The sequence below is a fragment of the Hoeflea sp. TYP-13 genome (genome assembly GCF_040932035.1).
Taxonomy (GTDB): Bacteria; Pseudomonadota; Alphaproteobacteria; order Rhizobiales; family Rhizobiaceae; genus Hoeflea_A.
In genome coordinates this window covers 1,538,080-1,553,197 of the sequence record NZ_JBFRBB010000001.1, presented here as the reverse complement: position 1 = coordinate 1,553,197, position 15,118 = coordinate 1,538,080, and the positions used below count along the sequence as shown (strand labels likewise).

Genomic DNA, 15,118 nt, shown 5'->3' with positions numbered 1-15,118 from the left:
TTACTTGCTCAACTTCTTCTGCTGTGAAACCAGTCCCGCAATCAGCGTGGGTGCACTTGAAGCCAGCGCTCCACCGCGTCCCGACAGGCTGGGATTGGTCATGAAATAGTGCTGCGCGTTGAATGGCTCCTCTCCTGCGCGCACATCCATTCTACGGGATGTGCCGTCCCCCAAAATCTCGTAGCTCTGCTGGTTATCGATCAGGTTTCCGAGCATGATCTGTCCCTGGACCTGCTCCTTGACGGTCGGGTTTTCCAGCGGCACCAGCGTTTCGACGCGGCGGTCGAGATTGCGCGGCATCATATCGGCCGAGCCGATATAGACCAGTGACTCGGCGCTGGGCAGTCCCTTTCCGTTGCCGAAGCAGAATATACGGCTGTGCTCAAGGAAACGGCCGACGATCGATTTGACCCTGATATGGTCGGACAAGCCCGGAACCTGTGGCCGCAGGCAGCAGATACCGCGCACCACAAGGTCAATTTCAACGCCCGCCTGGCTGGCCCGGTAGAGCGCGTCGATGGTAGCGGGATCGACCAGTGAGTTGATTTTCATCCAGATGGCGGCGGGACGCCCGGCCCCGGCATGTTCGATTTCAGCCTCGATATGCTCAATCATCCGGCTTCTGAGCGTACCGGGAGAAACCGCCAGCTTCAGCTCCTCGGTCGGCTGGCCGTAGCCGGTGATGAAATTGAAGACGTGGGCGACATCATGGGCGATATCGGCATCGCATGTGAAGAATGAAAGGTCGGTATATATCTTGGCCGTTACCGGGTGATAATTGCCGGTTCCTAGGTGGCAGTAGCTGGCTAGCCGGCCTTCCTCGCGGCGCACGATGAGCGACATCTTGGCGTGGGTCTTGAGCTCGATGAAACCGAACACAACCTGCACCCCGGCGCGCTCCAGGTCGCGCGCCCAGCGGATATTGGCCTCTTCATCAAATCGTGCGCGCAATTCGACCAGCGCAGTGACTGATTTGCCCTCCTCTGCGGCATCCACCAGCGCACGGACGATCGGGCTGTTGTTCGAAGTCCTGTAGAGCGTCTGCTTGATAGCCAGCACATCGGGGTCGCGTGCCGCCTGGCGCAGAAACTGGACCACCACATCGAAGGATTCATACGGGTGGTGAATGACAATGTCCTTTTCGCGGATGGCGGCAAGGCAGTCACCGCCATGCTCGCGGATCCGCTCGGGAAAGCGTGCATTGTAGGGCTCGAATTTCAGATCATCGCGCGGTGTGTCGACTATTTCAGAAATCGTCGCCAGGGCAAGCAGGCCAGGCAGAACCGCGACCCGGTCCTCGGGAACATTGAGCTCTGTCGTCACGAAGTTGCGCAGGGCTTCAGGCATTTCTGAATCGAATTCGATGCGGATCACCGATCCCCTGCGCCGGCGCTTCAATGCGCGTTCGAAGAACTGGACAAGGTCTTCCGCCTCTTCCTCGACCTCGATGTCGCTGTCGCGGATAATTCTGAAGGTTCCGGATCCATGCACACTGTAGCCCGGGAACAGCGTGCCGATGAACTGTCCAACCACGTCTTCAAGCGTGATGTAGCGCACCTGCTGGTCCCGGTTCGGCAGGCGGACGAACCGGTTGAGCGCGACGGGAAGGCGCAACAGCGCCGTCATCGGCTCCTTCCGCTTCTGGCTGAACAGCTTGAGCACAATCGAAAATCCGAGATTCGGGATAAACGGGAACGGATGCGCCGGGTCTATGGAGAGCGGCGTCAGCACCGGAAAGATTGATTCAAGAAATTCCTGCTTCAGCCAGTCGAGGTCAGTCTCGCTCAGATCGGCGGGCCGGACGATCAGGATATCCTCTTCGGCAAGATATTGCTGCAAAACGGCAAGCGATGCCTGCTGCTCAAGCTGCAATTTTCCGATCTCGTCGAGTGCCTCATTCAGCTGGCGCAGCGGGGTTCTGCCATCAGCAGAACGGCTGGTTATGCCCTCGCGAACCTGCCCCTCAAGTCCGGCGACGCGAACCATGAAGAACTCGTCGAGGTTCGCCGCGGATATGGAAAGGAAACGGATGCGTTCCAGCAGGGGATGCGCGCTGTTTTGCGTCTCCTCAAGAACCCGGCGATTGAACTGCAACCAGGAAAACTCGCGGTTTACAAAGCGCTCAGGGCTCTCCATGAGCGCTTCGACGGTATCCTCAGGCTCTCTTCCTTCGCCAGCTATTGCTGCTTTGTCGTCCATTCATCCATCCATTCACAATCAATCATACACCGCGGCCAATGATATGCACATGCGACGATAAGCCTATGACAAATCAGCATCATAACCGTTTGCTTCCAGATCCGCGAGCACCTCCGCCGCCAATGAACGGTTAATCTTGGCTCGCCGGGCGAGTGCAATCTGATCCATGCGCTGCACGATCGTCTGCGCCGCATCAAGTGATCGTTCCATGCGCTGGACCAAATAGGAGACTACTTTAGGATCGATCACTATCTGCCTGTCTGCAAACAGTTTTTCGATTACCTGCTCAAGCAGTTCATCATCAGGCTCGCCAATTTCAACAATCGTTGCCGCGCGCAGACGCGATCGCAAGTCCGGAAGCTGAACCGGCCAGGCTGCCGGCCACATGCGTGTTGTGATCATCATGGCGGTTCCATGCTGGCGAACCGTGTTAATCAGGTGGAAGAGCAGCGTTTCGTCAAATCCTTCCCGATCGATGTCCTCAATAAGCACCGGGCCGGCCTCCGCCAGGCGCAAGACCTTGTCCTCGTCGCCTGTTGCGGACATCGTCACTGCACCCGCGCGCTCCTTCCAGATATTGGCAAGGTGGGTTTTACCGGCGCCGGTCGGTCCGGCCAGAATAACCACTGGCGAGGGCCATTCGGGCCAGATATCGACAATGCCAATGGCGGCACTCAGCGGATCCGATATGACGAGATCGTCCCGAGTGGTGCTCGGCTGATGCTCAAAATCAAGCGGCAGTTGTCCGGACGCGGAATCCCGCGCCTTGCTCTCGCTACTGCCCATTGTCTTCTTTTGCATTTTTCTGACCACCCGCGGGTGCGGCGCCATCATCATATAAGTCGCTATCCAAATACCGTTTGAGTGCGAACCGCACAAGAACCGCAAGTGCCGCCGCCGCCGGAACAGCAATAAGGAGACCAACGAATCCGAACAGCGAACCAAACGCAAACAGCGCAAACATGAGCCAAACGGGATGCAGCCCGACACTGCGGCCGACGAGTTTCGGCTGGAGAATATTGCCTTCGAAAAACTGTCCGGAGAAAAACACGGCAAGCACAATCACGATCGACACATAATCCGGCCAGAACTGAACCAGCGCGACCCCGAGGGCGAGGACAAGCCCCACCATGGACCCGACATAGGGTATGAAGCTGATCAACCCGGCGAACAGGCCGATGAGCAGTCCGAAATTCAGACCGGCAAGCGTCAGTCCGCCTGCGTAGTAGATGCCCAGTATCAGGCAAACGCTGCCCTGGCCGCGAACGAACCCGGCTATCGCGCTGTTCATATCCCTGGAAATTTCACGAACCGTTTCCAGATACCGGCGCGGAATCCAGTCATCAACGGCTTCCACCATGCGGTCCCAGTCGAGCAGCAGATAGAAAGCGACCACCGGCGTTACAACGAACAGGGATGCGAGGTCGGCCAGCGCTTTACCGGAGTTCCATATCTGAAGGAACAGCGTGCCTACCAGGCCCGCCCCTTCGGAAAGAACATTGCCGAGTGACGATTTGAGATCCGGCATCTCGATCCCGATCCATTTGGTCAGCCACTCCGTATTCGTGGACGCGATCAACTTTTGCAGCTGTTCGACATATTCGGGCAGTTTGCTGATGAATCCGCTCGCCTGGCTTGCCAGCACCGGAACAACGATCATCAGCGCGATGATGAAGATCAGCAGAAAAGCAATCAGGATAATGACCGTGGCCATCAGCCTCGAAACGCGCCAGCTCTCAAGCTTGTCAGCAACGGGATCGAGGAAATAGGCAAGCGCCATACCGGCTACAAAAGGCAGTAAGATGCCGCGAAAGACGTAGAGAAAAAGCCCAAACACAAAAAAAGTCGCCAGCCAGAAGATGGCCTGCCGACGCAGCGACGCCCTGTTGATCTGAGTTGCCATGCTAATCCCCGCGCCCTGTCTAGCCGGTTGAATTTCGGCCGGATCATCCGGCCATGTGATCGACCCATACCTTGAGATAGGCGGCGGCCGAAAGGATGGTCAATGCCGCAACGCTGTAGATCAAAATCAGCCGCAGATCCCCAAACGTCACGCCAAACGCCAGTTCCGCAAGGACGACGGACGCCAATGCTATCTGGAACGCGGTGTTGGCCTTGGAGACAAAAATCGGATTTACAGCGACGGGCTGCGCCATCACACTGGACAAGATCACGGCGATGACAATCAACACGTCGCGCGACACCACCAGAACCACAAGCCAATGGGGCAGAAACCCGAGAATTGCCAGCATAATAAACACCGTTACAAGCAACAGCTTGTCGGCGATCGGATCGAGATAAGCGCCAAGCTCGCTTTGCTGGTTGAATTGCCGGGCAATAAATCCGTCGACGCCGTCGGAAATGCCGGCGATCACGAATATGACGAAGGCCGGCATCATCTCCCCCAGCAACAGGGCATAAACAACCGCAGGCACCATCAGAAATCGCATAAAGGTAATGATATTCGGTATTGTCATGCGCCGGGATCGTTCTACCTGTTAGCCGCATTTGCTGCACCTGCCCACGAAGACGCAAACTCCAGATTGCACAGCGGCGGCAACATGCAAACCGGATATACCTCATATTGTCCACGGGGCGGGCCCGCATCCGATACAACGGACATAGCTTCTATTTCGTATCCACCATTCACAATTTCAATGCGTGAACAAGTGTTTAGATTGCACCGCAGCGAATTTGATTAATGTACGATTACATACGCCTTCGCTCGTAAATATACTTTAAATGGGTGCGTAGGGGCGCAGCACCTTGCACAGCCGGGCAGGACGTGTCATTTCGCACCTGAAATCCAGTGCGCACTGCGAATTCTGCGGAAAAATCTGAGGACGTGCATGACCGAGCGGACAAACGGTTTGAAATACAGCGACGCCGGCGTCGATATCGATGCCGGCAATAGCCTGGTGGAACGCATCAAACCCCACATCCGGGCGACACGGCGATCCGGCGCCGACGGTGAAATCGGTGGATTTGGGGGACTCTTCGACCTCAAGGCAGCGGGCTTTACCGATCCGGTGCTTGTAGCGGCCAATGACGGTGTCGGCACCAAGCTCAAAATCGCCATCGATTCGGGCATGCATGACACGGTCGGCATCGATCTGGTCGCCATGTGCGTCAACGACCTCCTGGTCCAGGGGGCCGAGCCTCTGTTTTTCCTCGATTATTTTGCAACCGGAAAACTCGACGTCGACCAGGGTGAAGCGATCGTTGCCGGTATTGCCAGAGGCTGTCAGGACGCCGGCTGTGCGCTGATCGGCGGGGAAACGGCCGAGATGCCGGGCATGTATTCAGGCGGCGACTATGATCTTGCCGGCTTTGCCGTCGGTGCGGCCGAGCGCGGATCGCTGCTTCCAACAGGCAATGCCGAAGCAGGTGACATCCTCCTTGGCCTGGCATCCGCCGGCGTCCACTCAAACGGGTTTTCGCTGGTACGAAGGATCGTTGAGACCTCGGGACTTGCCTGGAATGCCCCCGCTCCTTTCGAGGATGGATCGAACCTGGCAGAAGCCCTGCTGACCCCGACGCGGATCTACGTTCGTTCGGTGCTCAAGACAATTCGTGAGACCGGAGCTATCAAGGCGCTTGTCCACATCACAGGCGGCGGATTTCCAGAGAATATCCCGCGTGTGCTGCCGGAAGATCTTGCCGCATCGGTCGATCTGGATGCCATCGCGCCGCCCCCGGTCTTTTCATGGCTGGCGCGCACCGGTGGCGTTGAAGCAAAGGAGATGCTGCGCACGTTCAATTGCGGGATCGGCATGATCGCAGTGGTCGCTAAATCTGACGCCGAGCGCGTGTCGCAGGCGCTGCTGGCTGCCGGCGAGACGGTCGTCAAACTCGGTCACCTAGAAGAGCGGTCCGAGGGTGCGCGGGTGAATTATCAAGGTGCGCTGAAACTATGAGCGCAGCCAGTCAAAAGCCCGCCGGCGCCAAGCGCAAACGGGTCGTGGTGATGATTTCGGGCCGCGGCTCAAATCTTAACGCGCTGATTTCGGCAAGCATGGCGAGCGGTTATCCGTGCCGTATAGTCGGGGTCATCTCGGACAAACCCGGTGCCGGGGGACTGCAACTCGCCGCCGACTACGGCATCGAAACGCATGTCATCGACCGTAAGGACTACGCAACGCGGGATTCCCACGAAGAAGCCATTCAGACCGCTCTCCAGTCAATGCAGCCCGATATTGTGTGCCTCGCCGGATATATGCGCCTTTTATCCGGTGAACTGGTGCGCAAGTGGCTGGGTTCAATGATCAATATCCACCCTTCCCTGCTGCCCAGCTTTCCGGGCCTTGATACCCATCAACGCGTGCTGACGCATCAGGTCAGGCTACACGGGTGCAGCGTACATTTTGTCACCGAGGGCATGGACGAAGGCCCGGTTATCGCCCAAGCGGCGGTGCCGGTTCTTCCCGACGACGACGCCGAGACGCTGGCGGCCCGCGTTGTCAAGGCCGAACACCGCCTTTACCCCTCCGCCCTGCGGCTGGTCGCCGAAGGCAGGGTGAAGATCACCGACAGCGGAACGGTGCTTTTCAGCGACTATCCCGCCGCGGATGAGAATTCGATCCTTTATTCAAACGAGATCGACGCCGGGTGACCTGCCGCTCAGCTTCGCAGCCACACATGGTTGTCGTGAAAGGCTGCACCGCCGAACGGAGCGATGCTGTCAGCGCCCGTCAACACATTGATGCCTTCGCCGTCAACAAAAGCCTGGTTGGGCCACAGGCCTTCAGAGACCAGAACACCGGGCTTCAGCCCATCGACAAGCCGTGCATGGAGGCGAACCGATCCGCGCTCATTACCGATTGTCACAAGCGTGCCATCGGCAACGTCGTGCGCAAGGGCGTCATCACGGCCGATGAGCAACTCCGGCCTCCCCTCCCTTTCTTTAGAGGAAACGGTTTCCGTGAAGGTTGAATTGAGGAAGGTACGCGCCGGGCTTGTTGCCAGCCGGAAGGGATGCTTTTCATCCGCCGCTTCAATCAGGTCGACATGGTCAGGAAATTCAGGAAGCGCTTCATAAGGACCTTGCGGCCCCATCGATCGGGGCGGCCTGCTTGGCGCGGCAGCATCTTGCCAATCCAGTCGAAAACGGAATTTTCCGTCCGGCCATGCAAAGCCCCGGACGAAATGTGATGTCTCGAAATCCGGCTGGCAGTCGATCCAGCGGTTTTCGCGCAAGGATTCAATGTCGCCATGGCCGCTTTTTCGCAGCATACCGTCGATCAGCGCTGTGGCGTCCGGTTCGAAGACCTCAGGGTCCGGCACGCCGAGCCGTTTGGCAAGTTCATTGATCACGAACAGGTTGGGCTCGGGACCGAGCGGCGGCTCAATAAGTTTCGGTCCGAGAACCACAAACTGATGGCCGCCGCCTCGGTAGATATCGTCGTGCTCCAGAAACATCGTAGCCGGCAGAACGATGTCCGCCAGTTGCGCGGTTTCGGTCATGAATTGCTCATGCACAACCGTGAAGAGATCGTCGCGCAGAAAGCCTTCTTTGACCAGACGCTGTTCGGGAGCAACATTGACCGGATTGGTGTTCTGGATGAGAAGCGCGGTTATCGGCGCGCCATTGCGCAGCGCCTCGGTATTGCCCGTTAAAACGCGCCCGATCTGTGACTGATCGAGGAACCGCACGCTGGAATCGCGCATGGACGTTCCCATGATTTCAGATTTATCGAGGTTGAAAATGGACGCGTTGGAGTGGAACGCACCACCGCCCTCGTATTTCCACGCGCCGGTAACGGTCGCAATGCAGGATGCGGCATGCATGTTGACGACGCCGTTGCGCTGCCTGGCAAAGCCGTAGCCAAGCCGGAAATAAGTGCGTTTGGTGTGGCCGACAAGGCTGGCGAACGCCTCGATCTCGTCGACTGAAAGTCCGGTGATTTCGGCCGCCCATTGCGGTCCGCGGGATTTGAGATGCTCTTCCAATCCGTCAGGATCGTCCGCATATTGCTGAAGATATTCACGGTCGGCAAAACCATCGCGAAACAGGATATGCATGACGGCACAGGCGAGCGCGCCGTCCGTACCCGGCCGCAGGATCAGCTTCAGGTCTGCCTGCTTGGCGGTGGGATTGTCGTAAATGTCGACAACGACGATCCGGGCGCCGCGCTCCTTTCGGGCGCGGGCCGCATGGGTCATGACATTGACCTGCGTAGCAACCGCGTTGGTGCCCCAGATCACGACACAGTCGGATTTTGCCATTTCGCGCGGATCAGGACCGGCCATGGTTCCGGCCCCGAGGAAGAAACCTGTCCAGGCGGCGTTGGTGCAGATGCTGTCAAACTGGCCCGAATAGTTCTTCGCGTGGCGCAGTTTGTGTATCGAGTCGCGCTGCACCAGCCCCATCGTGCCGGCATAAAAATAGGGCCAGACCGTTTCCGGTCCCCATTTTTCCTCGGCCCTGAGCAGTCCCTCCGCCGCCAGGTCCAGCGCATCATCCCAGGACAGTTCCTGCCAATTGCCCTCGCCCTTCGCACCCTTGCGGCGCAATGGTTTCGTCAGGCGGTCAGGGTGGTGGACCCGTTCTGCGTAACGCGCAACCTTGGCGCAGATGACGCCCGCGGTGTAGCTGTTTTCCCGGGAACCGCGAACACGGCCAAAGGTCCTGTCGTCAAAAAGCTCCACTTCCAGTGCACAGGTAGACGGACAGTCATGCGGACAGGCGGTATAGCCCGTGCGTATTGGCGCAGGATTATTCATGTGATTCCCGTTCTGCTAGCGCGATGGGATGGATATAGAGCAAGGACAGTGCCGATGAAACCATTTCGCGCCGATGCAATCTGGCGAAATGAAGTGGCAGTCATACGACCGGACCACTGGAATCAGTTCCCTACAGCCGCGCATTGCTCTAAACAAATCCAGGGCGAATGCGAGGACATCGTGAACTACAGGCACATATACCATGCGGGCAATTTTGCAGATGTATTGAAGCATCTGGTGCTGGCGCGCATCGTTACCTACCTGAAAAGGAAGGAAAAGGCCTTTCGCGTTGTCGACACCCACGCCGGCGCGGGAATGTATGACCTTGGATCCGAAGAGGCACAGAAAACTGGCGAGTGGCAGTCCGGTATAGGGCGTCTCGTGAACGCAGACCTGCCGGATGATGTGGCGGAGTTGCTGGCTCCCTACCTTTCCGTGATCAAGGAACTGAACCCCTCCGGGAAGATAGAGCGCTATCCCGGTTCGCCGAAGCTCGTGCGTGCGCTCTTTCGCAAGCAGGACCGTCTTTCCGCAATCGAATTGCATCCGCAGGACGCCGAAAGGCTGAAACTTCTGTTCGAAGGCGACTATCAGACACGCGTGACCGCACTGGATGGCTGGCTGGCCCTCGGGGCACATCTGCCGCCGAAGGAACGGCGCGGCCTGGTGCTGGTCGATCCTCCTTTTGAAAAGGAGGGGGAATATGACAGGCTGGTGGATGGTCTGGCGCGCGCCTGCGGACGCTGGCAATCAGGCTCTTACTGTTTGTGGTACCCGATTAAAAAGGACGCCCCCGTCGCGGATTTTCACGAAAAGCTCAAGGCTCTGGGTGTCGACCGCATGTTGTGCGCAGAACTGAGCGTGTGTGCACCGGAAGAGACTACTGGACTCAGCGGCTCCGGTGTGATTCTCGTCAATCCGCCCTACACGCTGGAAAAAGAGCTTAAAATGATGCTTCCGGAGCTGGTCAAATGTCTCCGTCAATCACGGCGGTCAGGTCATCGGCTCTTCTGGTTAACCGGAGAATAGCGGTCTTTCGATGAATGACGTTCCGATACGCATGCTAGGCTTGACGTGCAGCGTCCTCTTGCGCATCCTTTGAGGCGAACACCTAACAGCGGTTTCTGGCTTCTTCCAAGGGCCGACCGTGCACCGAGGGGACCGTCATTCATGCTACGCAAAATTGCAATGCACACTTTTCTCGCCGTGGCCACCATCGCGTCGGCCACTTTGTCAGGGTCGATCATTACACCGGCTCAGGCGTTCGGCTGGGGCAAATATGCCTCCTGCGACAGCCCGGCGGTGCTTAGGGTTATTACCCGGCGGTTCCAGATAGCCGACCGAAATGTCCTGCATGCGGGACTTGCCATTGAGGACATCCAGGATGTTCATCAAAACAATTATACGCCGGCCACGGAGACACATCTGATCGCCCGGCGATATTGTCACGGGAGCGCGATGATGAGCGACGGCAAGAAAAGGTCGCTCTGGTTTCTGATCGAAAGCGGACAGGGCTTTGCCGGCGTTGGCGATAATGTGGAATTCTGCATTGCCGGTCTGGATCCGTGGCACATTTACGGGGCCTATTGCAGGTCTGTCCGGTAGCCAAAATCTCCATGTATGTGTGCATGCGCCTCCTGGCGATAGCCGGGCTTGTCTTTGTTGCGGCCTGTGACCAGTCGGGATCTGAGACCGCGCCAGCGGGAAGCGGTTTCGATTTCTACGTTCTGGCGCTGTCCTGGTCGCCGAGCTATTGCGAGGCGGAAGGCGAACGCGCCAATAAGCAACAATGCGGCGGAGAGCGACAATACGGCTTCGTGGTACACGGACTTTGGCCGCAATTTGAAAAGGGATATCCGCAATTCTGCATCGAAGACCCGCAGAAGGTCGAGGTCCGTATTGAGGATGGATTTCTGGATATCATGCCCAGCCGGGCGCTGATCCGGCATCAGTGGAAGAAGCACGGAACCTGCGCAGGTCTTTCCCAAACGCACTATTTCGATACCATACGCACGGCTCACGGCCGCGTTAACCTGCCGGTGATCATGCCTCAAGACGGGAAATACCGGACGGTCTCGCCCGATGAAATCGAAGAGGCATTCCTGGAATCAAATCCGAAGCTTGATAAAAAACACTTCGCCGTCACCTGCGACCGACGCAGATTGCGCGAAGTGCGTATTTGCATGACGGCAGATCTGGAGTATCGCTCATGCCCGGAAATCACCCGCCGCTCCTGCAAGCGCCCGTCAATCGTCATTCCACCGTCGAGGGGCAGCTAGGAATGCCAACGCCTTTATCCCAAGGATCCCGTTCATGAAGATATTGTATTCTCCCGCATCCCCCTATTCAGCCAAGGCGCGCATGGCAGCCCACTACTGCGGGTTGGACTGCGAATCCGCAATAGCCGACACCAACGCAGACCCGCAGGAATTGATCGGCAACAACCCGCTCGGAAAGATACCGACACTGATCGACGATGACGGAACCGCCGTCTATGACAGCCGCGCAATCATGCAGTTTCTCGACCGCAAGAGCGGCAAGAAGCTGTATCCCCGAAATGCGGATAAACGCACGGAGGCTGAAGTGCTAGAAGCACTATGCGACGGAATCACGGACTGCCTTCTGGCGATGGTCTACGAGGTCCGCTTCCGCCCGGAGGAAAAGGTCTACCAGCCTTGGCTAGACCGGCAATGGTCGAAGATCGAACGGTCGCTCGACTATCTCAACGACAATCTTCCCAGAACCACCAAAAAACTGCATGGCGGCCATTTCGCACTTGCGGCGCTGCTCGGGTATCTTGCATTGCGCTTTGAAGGCAGATGGGAACGCGGTCGGCCAAAGCTGAAAAACTGGCCCGGAAAATTCGAAAAGTTCTTTCCCGACTACAATCAGTTCAAATCGCAAAGCTGAGATACGGTAACATTCAGTTTAACCGATATCTCGCCCGCCCGGCATTGCGTTTCACCTGCCTGCACCTATATGCAGGGAACCGCACTACACTGCTAAAAAACTGCCCCCGAACCCGGAAATCACCAATTCATGATCAGCTTCCTCATATTGATTGCCGGGCTGACTTTACTGCTGTTTGCAGGTGACTATCTGGTTCGCGGAGCAGTTGCAATGGCCGAGAAACTGGGCATCAGCCCGTTGATCATCGGCCTGACCATAGTTGCGCTCGGAACGTCTGCGCCGGAACTGTTTGTTTCACTCAAAGCGGCGTTTACCGGCGTTTACGGCATCGCCATCGGCAATGTCGTCGGCTCCAACATAGCCAACGTACTGCTGGTGCTCGGTGCGCCCGCACTGATTGCTCCCATCGCCTGCAGGGAGGGCGGGATCGGCTTCAGCCTCTTGGTCATGGCTCTCCTGACCGTTATCCTCATGCTGATGATGGGTACCGGGGTACTCACCCATATCGACGGTCTCATTCTTGTCGCCATTCTTGGAATTTTCCTCGCCTGGCAGTTCAAGACCGCGCGCAAGGACCGGGCGGCGGCGCTCAGGGGTGACTATCACGACGAGCTTGACGAGGTTCCGACCCAGAATTCCCGAATTGCAGCCTATCTGCTCTTCGGTCTGATCGGACTTCCGATCGGCGCATCCCTGACAGTCAACGGCGCGGTGGATATTGCGCGCCTGTTCGGTGTGTCTGAAACAGTCATAGGTCTGACCATCGTCGCCATCGGAACGTCTCTACCCGAACTTGTGACGACCGTCATGGCGGCATGGCGTGGCAGCGGTGCGGTGGCAATCGGCAATGTGATTGGCTCGAACATATTCAATATCGGCGCGATATTGGGCATTACAAGCTTCCTGCATCCGTTGCTGGTGCCGGCCCACATCGTCTATATCGACATGTGGATCATGGCCGCCGTAACAGTGCTGCTTATCATTCTCGCGGTCGGTTCGCGCCCGATCAACCGGCTGGGCGGCTTTATCATGCTGGCGTTGTTCGTAACCTATGTGACCGCCGTATTCTAACTCTCACCTGCAAAGCCCCAGTATCTGTCACCTCAAAACTGTGTGGAACAAAGCCGGAAAACAGCCCCGGAAAATTTGACAGTCTTCGGCCGCCGCATCACATAATGAGCCATACCGGAAGGATTTGATGACTCAGGCGGATCAACCGGCACCTCCGAGTGCTGAGAATGCAGAAACACAACCCGAAACAGATCGCCCGGCCGGCTTTGACGGATGGGAGGATGCCGGCCGTGATGGCACCGGGCTGAAGGGTGCTGAGCTCATTCAGGCCTTTGTCAAAATCCTGCCCAATGCACCAGGTGTCTACCGGATGCTCAACGACACCGGCGATGTTCTATATGTGGGCAAGGCACGCAGCCTGAAAAAGCGGGTTTCCAACTATGCGCAGGGACGCGGCCATACGAACCGGATAGCGGGCATGGTACGGGCCACGGCCAATATGGAGTTCATCACCACCCGCACGGAAACAGAGGCACTTCTGCTTGAAGCTAATCTTATCAAGCGGTTGCGACCACGATTTAATGTTCTTTTGCGGGACGACAAGTCATTTCCCTACATTCTCCTGACCGAGGACAAGCTGGCGCCGGGCATTTACAAGCACCGTGGCGCCCGCTCCCGTAAAGGCTCCTATTTCGGCCCCTTTGCATCGGCGCAGGCAGTCGACCGCACGATCAACTCGCTGCAGCGGGCATTCCTTCTACGCACCTGCACGGATTCCATGTATGAAAGCCGCACGCGGCCCTGTCTGCTGCATCAGATCAAACGCTGTGCCGCGCCCTGCACGGGGGAAGTCACAGAAAAAGCCTACGAGGCGATGGTTGACGAGGCAAAGGACTTCCTTTCCGGCAAGAGCCAGAAGGTCAAGGCCGCAATGTCCGAGGCCATGCAGGATGCAGCCGAATCGCTGGATTTCGAAAGGGCCGCCATCTACCGGGACAGGCTTGCAGCCCTGTCACATGTCCAAAGCCATCAGGGAATAAACCCGCAGACAGTGGAAGAGGCCGACGTCTTTGCCATTCACCAGGAAGGCGGCATGAGCTGCATTCAGGTGTTTTTCTTCCGTACCGGCCAGAACTGGGGAAACCGGGCCTATTTCCCGAAGGCTGACGCCTCTCTTTCGCCAAGTGAAATCCTTGGCGCATTTCTGTCGCAGTTTTACGACGACAAACCCTGCCCCAGGCAGATCCTGATATCGGAAACTGTGGCCGAGCAGGTCCTGTTGAGCGATGCGCTTTCCATCAGAGCCGGTCACAAGGTGGCGATCAGCGTTCCGAAACGCGGCGAAAAACGCGACCTGATGGACCATGCGCGCGCCAATGCCAAGGACGCCCACAACAGGCGCCTGGCGGAAACGTCGACGCAGGCAAGCCTGTTGAAGGGATTTGCCGAGGTCTTTGAGATGGACGCAACGCCCCGGCGCATCGAAGTCTACGACAATTCGCACATCATGGGCACGAATGCCGTGGGCGGAATGATCGTCGCGGGGCCGGAAGGCTTTGTCAAAAACCAGTACCGAAAGTTCAATATCAAGTCGAAGGACATCACGCCCGGCGACGATTTCGGCATGATGCGCGAGGTGATTCAGCGGCGCTTTTCACGCCTTGTGAAGGAATATGGAATACCGGAGCGCAATGGTTCCGAAACCGGCAATGACGAGGACGCGATTCAGGACACCGTCGTTCCCAACTGGCCGGACGTTCTGCTGATCGATGGCGGTCAGGGTCAGCTCTCGGCGGTCAATGCCGTGCTTGACGAACTTGAGCTTGCAGACAGCGTGACGACCATCGGCGTAGCCAAGGGAGCCGATCGCGATGCCGGCAGGGAGCGTTTTTTTCTAGCCGGCAAAAAGCCGTTTTCTCTGCCGCCGCGCGACCCGGTTTTGTATTTCATCCAGCGTATGCGCGACGAAGCACATCGGTTTGCCATCGGCACGCACAGGGCGCGGCGCAAAAAGGAAATGACCAGGAACCCGCTCGACGAAATAGCAGGCATCGGCCCCTCCAGAAAACGGTCCCTCCTGCACCATTTCGGAACGGCAAAGGCGGTATCGAGAGCAGGCGTAGATGACCTTCGAAGCGTCGAAGGGATTTCCGATGCCATGGCACAGCTCATTTATGACCATTTCCACGACGACCCCAACAAATAGGCCGTTTTCAACCATTTACAGGTGTCCGGTACGATTTTCGGCAGATTGATTATTGACGCCGTGACGCAC

The 15,118-nt window shown here is 57.4% G+C and carries 13 protein-coding genes; 8 read left to right on the top strand and 5 right to left on the bottom strand.

Features of this window, described 5'->3' with window-relative positions:
• The 4 genes from ABVT35_RS07265 to ABVT35_RS07250 form a co-directional block, all read right to left on the bottom strand.
• Positions 1 to 2,199, bottom strand: a complete 2,199-nt coding sequence (locus ABVT35_RS07265; protein ID WP_368465614.1) for an RNA degradosome polyphosphate kinase — start codon at positions 2,197 to 2,199, stop codon at positions 1 to 3.
• Between the two features lie 63 nt (positions 2,200 to 2,262).
• Positions 2,263 to 2,985, bottom strand: a complete 723-nt coding sequence (hdaA, locus tag ABVT35_RS07260; protein ID WP_368466293.1) for a DnaA regulatory inactivator HdaA — start codon at positions 2,983 to 2,985, stop codon at positions 2,263 to 2,265.
• Entirely contained in the window at positions 2,975 to 4,102 is a 1,128-nt protein-coding gene (locus ABVT35_RS07255; protein WP_368465613.1) for an AI-2E family transporter, read from the bottom strand. The genes hdaA and ABVT35_RS07255 overlap by 11 nt, the downstream gene beginning before the upstream one ends.
• A 43-nt stretch (positions 4,103 to 4,145) precedes the next feature.
• Complete coding sequence (locus tag ABVT35_RS07250) at positions 4,146 to 4,676, bottom strand: CDP-alcohol phosphatidyltransferase family protein (RefSeq protein WP_368465612.1); 531 nt, start codon at positions 4,674 to 4,676, stop codon at positions 4,146 to 4,148.
• 372 nt (positions 4,677 to 5,048) lie between these two features.
• On the opposite strand from ABVT35_RS07250, the gene purM reads away from it, so the two are divergent.
• Both purM and purN read left to right on the top strand, forming a co-directional pair.
• A complete protein-coding gene (purM, locus tag ABVT35_RS07245) occupies positions 5,049 to 6,116 on the top strand; it encodes a phosphoribosylformylglycinamidine cyclo-ligase (protein WP_368465611.1) in 1,068 nt (355 codons plus the stop codon).
• A complete protein-coding gene (purN, locus tag ABVT35_RS07240) occupies positions 6,113 to 6,811 on the top strand; it encodes a phosphoribosylglycinamide formyltransferase (RefSeq protein WP_368465610.1) in 699 nt (232 codons plus the stop codon). The genes purM and purN overlap by 4 nt, the downstream gene beginning before the upstream one ends.
• Positions 6,812 to 6,819: 8 nt before the next feature.
• Here purN and ABVT35_RS07235 read toward each other — a convergent pair whose 3' ends face one another.
• Positions 6,820 to 8,922: a molybdopterin oxidoreductase family protein gene (locus tag ABVT35_RS07235; RefSeq protein WP_368465609.1), complete on the bottom strand. Its 2,103-nt coding sequence runs from the start codon at positions 8,920 to 8,922 to the stop codon at positions 6,820 to 6,822.
• A gap of 180 nt (positions 8,923 to 9,102) precedes the next feature.
• Between ABVT35_RS07235 and ABVT35_RS07230 the strand changes: the two genes are divergently transcribed.
• The 6 genes from ABVT35_RS07230 (at position 9,103) to uvrC (ending at position 15,049) form a co-directional block, all read left to right on the top strand.
• Positions 9,103 to 9,951, top strand: coding sequence for a 23S rRNA (adenine(2030)-N(6))-methyltransferase RlmJ (locus tag ABVT35_RS07230; protein WP_368465608.1), 849 nt, complete (start codon positions 9,103 to 9,105; stop codon positions 9,949 to 9,951).
• 141 nt (positions 9,952 to 10,092) lie between these two features.
• Positions 10,093 to 10,527: a hypothetical protein gene (locus ABVT35_RS07225; RefSeq protein WP_368465607.1), complete on the top strand. Its 435-nt coding sequence runs from the start codon at positions 10,093 to 10,095 to the stop codon at positions 10,525 to 10,527.
• A 23-nt stretch (positions 10,528 to 10,550) separates the two neighbouring features.
• Positions 10,551 to 11,201, top strand: a complete 651-nt coding sequence (locus ABVT35_RS07220) for a ribonuclease (protein WP_368465606.1) — start codon at positions 10,551 to 10,553, stop codon at positions 11,199 to 11,201.
• 34 nt (positions 11,202 to 11,235) lie between these two features.
• Complete coding sequence (locus ABVT35_RS07215; RefSeq protein WP_368465604.1) at positions 11,236 to 11,832, top strand: glutathione S-transferase; 597 nt, start codon at positions 11,236 to 11,238, stop codon at positions 11,830 to 11,832.
• A gap of 129 nt (positions 11,833 to 11,961) precedes the next feature.
• The gene (locus tag ABVT35_RS07210) at positions 11,962 to 12,903 is read left to right on the top strand and encodes a calcium/sodium antiporter (RefSeq protein ID WP_368465603.1); all 942 of its coding nucleotides are present in this window, start codon (positions 11,962 to 11,964) and stop codon (positions 12,901 to 12,903) included.
• A 127-nt stretch (positions 12,904 to 13,030) separates the two neighbouring features.
• Positions 13,031 to 15,049 carry an excinuclease ABC subunit UvrC gene (gene uvrC / locus ABVT35_RS07205; protein ID WP_368465602.1) on the top strand — a complete coding sequence of 673 codons (2,019 nt, stop codon included), beginning with the start codon at positions 13,031 to 13,033 and terminating at the stop codon, positions 15,047 to 15,049.
• Positions 15,050 to 15,118 lie beyond the last annotated feature (69 nt).